The 4,793-nt window shown below is 75.5% G+C and carries 3 protein-coding genes; 2 read left to right on the top strand and 1 reads right to left on the bottom strand.

The window, feature by feature from the left end:
* Positions 1-869: phosphatase PAP2 family protein (locus tag EBN88_RS28670; RefSeq protein WP_233581075.1), on the bottom strand; the 869-nt coding region annotated here is incomplete at its 3' end.
* Positions 870-1,217: 348 nt separating this feature from the next.
* Between EBN88_RS28670 and EBN88_RS28665 the strand changes: the two genes are divergently transcribed.
* Positions 1,218-2,804 carry an MFS transporter gene (locus tag EBN88_RS28665; RefSeq protein WP_122399925.1) on the top strand — a complete coding sequence of 529 codons (1,587 nt, stop codon included), beginning with the start codon at positions 1,218-1,220 and terminating at the stop codon, positions 2,802-2,804.
* A gap of 44 nt (positions 2,805-2,848) precedes the next feature.
* Positions 2,849-4,024, top strand: coding sequence for an acyl-CoA dehydrogenase family protein (locus EBN88_RS28660; RefSeq protein ID WP_122399924.1), 1,176 nt, complete (start codon positions 2,849-2,851; stop codon positions 4,022-4,024).
* Positions 4,025-4,793: the final 769 nt, after the last annotated feature.

Below are 4,793 nucleotides of genomic sequence, written 5' to 3'. Positions count from 1 at the left end.
GGCCGGGCGCCCGCCGCGACGGCGGGCTGGGCGCGCGGGCGCGGCTCCTCCTCGGGGAGCGGCGCGACGGGCAGCTCCGGGTGGCGCGGCCCGCCGCCGGTGCCGAGCGGGTCCACCGGCTCGACCGGTTCGGAGGGGGAGCGGCGCAGTCGGTTCCAGTGCCGCAGCAGGGTGTCGTTGAGCCGCGTGATCAACGGCTCGCACCAGGGGAGCGCCAGCAGGATCAGCAGCCCGGCCGCCCAGCCGAGAAGCACGTCGCTCACCCAGTGGGTGCCCAGGTAGACGGTGGTGGCGCCGACGCCCAGGGCGAAGACCGAGGCGATCACCGAGAGCGTCCTGCGGGCGGTGGGGGTGGTGGCCAGATAGGCGAGAATGCCCCAGGTCACCACGGCGTTGGCGGTGTGGCCCGAGGGAAATATATCCCCGGTCAGCCACATCTCGTTCGAGCCGATGGTCGTCGCGTAGTGCGGCCCCTCGCGGCCCATGCCCAGCTTGGCGGCGCCGACCGAGAGGTTCAGCAGCAGCAGCGCGCAGGCCATCACCAGCAGCGGGCGCAGCGTCCGCTGGCGCCAGCAGCGCCAGCCGAGCCAGGCCGCGATCAGCACGGCCGTCGGCCCGCGCTGCCCCAGGACCACGAAGTAGTCGAGGAACGCGTGCAGTTCGGGCCACTGCTTGTAGGGCCGGAAGAGCATCACCTGCCAGTCCAGCCGGACCAGCCAGGACGTGAGGCAGACCGCCGCCACGATGGCCGCGTAGATGCCCGCCGTGAGCCACAGCAGCCCCAGGCGGGTGCGGCTCATCTCAGGAGTCGGCACGTCGGGCGGCCGTGGCTCCTGTTCGAGGCGGGCGAAGAATCGGTCGATGCGCACTCTCGCAAGATTACCGGTCGCGATACGCGGCTTCCTCCCGAGGCCCGCGTTCGTAATGGCGATGTGATGTGCGCCGGCCCGCCGGGGAATCGACAAGGGGCCGGGCTTCACGAATTCCGGCCCCGCCGGATAAGCCTCCCAGTATCTTTTCCGCTATTCCCTTGGGGCCCTCGTTCATCTGCTTTTCCACGGGCTCGGGGGCGGTGAACGGAACGGGTGCCCCCGGTGGCCGGCCGGGGCTGCCGTAGGGTGTCTGACCGTCTGCCCTCCCGCCTCGCCCGCGCCCGCGCAGCGCGGGGTTCCCCCGAGGCGGCGAGGGGCACCGTCGCGCGGAGGAGAGGTGCGTAGGTGCCCGGGTCCACCCACCCCGGAGCCCGCACCACGGACCGGACCCGTTGGACGGTCCTGGTGGTGCTGTGCGTCAGCCTGTTCCTGGTCGCCGTCGACGCCACCGTGCTCCATGTCGCGGTCCCCGCCCTCAGCGAGGACCTGCGGCCCAGCGGGATCGAGCTGCTGTGGATCGTCGACGCCTATCCGCTGGTCTGTGCCTCGCTGTTGATCCTCTTCGGCACCCTCGGCGACCGGATCGGCCGCCGCCGGGTGCTGCTGCTCGGCTATGCCTGCTTCGGCGCGGCCTCCGCCCTGGCGGCGCTGGCCACCGGGCCGCTGCCGCTGATCCTGGCCCGCGCGCTGCTGGGCGCCGGCGGCGCGATGATCATGCCGGCGACGCTCTCCATCCTGCGGCAGGTCTTTCCCGACCGCCGCGAGCGCGCCCTGGCCATCGGTGTCTGGAGCGCCGTCGCCGCCGTGGGCGCCGCGATCGGGCCGCTGGTCGGCGGGGCGCTGCTGGAGCACTTCTGGTGGGGCGCGGTCTTCCTGGTCAACGTTCCGTTGATGGCGCTGTGCCTGCCCGTGGCCCGGCTGCTGGTGCCGGAGTCCAGCGGGCCGGGCGAGGGGCCGTTCGACGTGACGGGCGCGCTCTGCGCGGCGGGCGGCCTGTTCGCGGCCATCCTCGCGGTCAAGCGCGCCGGCGGCGGCGACCTGGCGACGCCCGGCACCCTGCTGGCCGCGGGGCTCGGGACGCTGCTGCTGGTCGCGTTCGTCCGCCGGCAACGGGCCGCCGACCGGCCCCTGTTGGACCTGTCGGCCTTCGCCAGGCCGGCGTTCGGCGCCTCCGCCGGCTGCGTGGTGCTGACCGTGCTGGCCCTCGTCGGGCTCGCCCTGGTCGCCGCCCAGTACCTCCAACTGGTGCTCGGCCTCACGCCGTTGGAGACCGGGCTGCGCCTGCTGCCGCTGAGCGTGGCGGCCGTCGCCGCCGGGCTGCTCGGCTCCCGGCTGCTGCCGCTGCTGGGCCCGCGCCGCATGGTCGGCGGCGGCTTCGCGTTGACCGTGCTGGCCGTGCTGCTGCTCACCGGCCTCGACGAGGTGGACCGGCCGCTGCTGCTCGGCGTCGGCTTCGTGCTGCTGGGCTTCGGCCTGGAGACCACCCTCTTCGGCGCCTACGAGTCGCTCCTCAGCGACGCCCCCGCCGGGCAGGCCGGGGAGGCGGCGGCGGTGGGGGAGACCGCCTACCAGTTCGGCGCCGGCATCGGGATAGCGCTGCTCGGCAGCGTGATGAACGCGCTCTACGGGCCCGCCGTGCGCGGGGCCGAGGGCGTTCCCCGCGCCGTCGCGGGGGACGCCTCGCACTCGCTGGGCGAGGCGCTCACCGTCGCCGACCGGCTGGGCGGCCCCGCCGGCGAGGCGCTGCGCGCCGCCGCCAGGGACGCGTTCGTCCACGGGATGCGGATGACCCTGCTGGCCAGCGCCGCGCTGCTGGTGCTCGGCGCGCTGGTCGCCCTCCGGCTGCCGACCTCGCTCGGCCGGACCGAGGCGCGGGCCCCGGCCAACCCGCCGGCGCGCGCGCTCTTGCCCAGCCGGGTTACCCGCCCGTAACGTCGGCCGCGCCCCGCCCGACCGCGTTGAGAGGCCACCCCGCCATGCCCGAAGCCATCGACCCCGCCGACCCGTTGGGCCTGGACGAGCTGCTGACGCCCGAGGACCGCGCGGTGCGCGCCACCGTCCGCGACTGGGCGGCCAGGCGGGTGCTGCCGCACGTCGTCGACTGGTACGAGCGCGGCGCCGTCGACGATCCGCGCGGCCTGGCACGGGAGTTGGGCGGGCTGGGCGCGCTGGGGATGTCGCTGAACGGCTACGGCTGCGCGGGCGCGTCCGCCGTCCAGTACGGGCTGGTCTGCCTGGAGTTGGAGGCGGTGGACTCCGGCATCCGCTCGCTGGTCTCGGTGCAGGGCTCGCTGGCCATGTACGCGATCCACCGCTTCGGCTCCGAGGAACAGCGGGAACGCTGGCTGCCGTCCATGGCGGCGGGGGAGACCATCGGCTGCTTCGCGCTGACCGAGCCGGACCACGGCTCCGACCCGGCCGGGATGCTCAGCAGGGCCCGACGGGTCGGCGACGACTGGGTGTTGACCGGCCGCAAGACCTGGATCACCAACGGCTCGCTGGCCGATGTCGCGGTGGTCTGGGCCAGGGCGGAGGACGGGGTGCGGGGCTTCCTGGTGGAGGCCGGCACCCCCGGCTTCACCGCGACCGACATCCGCCACAAGGGCTCGCTGCGCGCCTCGGTCACCAGCGAACTCGTCCTGGACGGGGTGCGGCTGCCCGCCGAGGCGGCGCTGCCCGGGGCGCGGGGGCTGCGCGGACCGTTGAGCTGCCTGGCGCACGCCCGTTACGGCATCGTCTGGGGTGCGCTGGGCGCGGCCCGCACCTGCCTGGAGACGGCCCTCGACTACGCCACCACACGGGAACAGTTCGGCCGGCCCATCGGCGGCTTCCAGCTCACCCAGGCCAAGCTCGCCGACATGACCCTGGAGCTCCACAAGGGCCTGCTGCTCGCGCACCACCTGGGCCACCGGATGGACGCCGGCGCTCTGCTGCCGGAACAGGTCAGCTTCGGCAAGCTCAACAACGTCCGCGAGGCGCTGGCGATCTGCCGGACCGCCAGGACGATCCTGGGCGCGAACGGGATCTCCCACGAGTACCCGGTGCTGCGGCACATGGCCAACCTGGAGTCGGTGCTCACCTACGAGGGCACCAGCGAGATGCACCAACTGGTGCTGGGCAAGGCGCTGACGGGCCTCGACGCGTTCCGCTAGCCCGCTGGGCTTTCTGGACGGGCCTCGCCGGTTCCGCCGCGCCTGGGGCGCGGCGGAACCGGCTGGCCCGGGGCCGGAACGCCGGCCCGCTCGGCTCCGCGACGGCCGCCGGGTCGGGCAGGCGAACGCCCTGGTCCGTCCCGGGACTCCCTGCGTCGCCGCGCGGCGCGCGAGCTGCCGCCGGGTCGACCGGTTCCGGCTGGAGTCGCGACGAGGACAACCGGTCCGGCCTCGCGGCCGGCGTCGCCCGCGCGGCGCGTGCCGGCCGCTCGGCCCTCCAACGCCTCCGGCGTGAGGTTTCGTGCGGCAACGCGGACAACCCGGGCCGACTCCGCTCTCACCCGATGGCTCGGGCCGGGGCGCCCTGCGGCGCTCGGCCGACCCCGCGACTCCCTGCGTCGCACGCCGTGTTCGCCAAGCCAGCAGCGGGCTGGACCCAGGCCCCCGCGCCTCGGCGTTCCGCCCCGCCGGGACGGTGCGGGTCGCGACGGGCGGGGTCCACGCCCCGGCCTCCGCCGTGTCCCCGCCAGGTGGTCGGCCCCGCCGGCGGAGAACCTCCCCGCCCCGCCCGAGCGGTCGGGCTCGGGGCCCGAGCTTCGGGGGAGCCGAGGCCCCGCGCAGCCCGCCCGCCTTTCGGCGAGCTGGGCCGCAGGCCCGTGAACTGCCCCGCCCCGCCTGGGCGGTGGGGTCCAGGGCCCGGCCCGGCCCGCGTCGCCGGCCGCAGGCCCGGGGCGCCGCCCAGGCCCGAGCCCCGGACCATGGGCCGCCC

Origin of the sequence: Streptomyces triticirhizae (assembly GCF_003696235.1) — a bacterium.
Lineage (GTDB): Bacteria > Actinomycetota > Actinomycetes > Streptomycetales > Streptomycetaceae > Streptomyces > Streptomyces triticirhizae.
Note: the sequence above shows the minus strand (reverse complement) of the source record. Positions and strands in the feature narration are given on the sequence as shown.

Coding starts and splice junctions, on each gene's coding strand:
- EBN88_RS28660 (WP_122399924.1), top strand. CDS start 2,849: ATGCCCGAAGCCATCGACCCCGCCGACCCGTTGGGCCTGGACGAGCTG.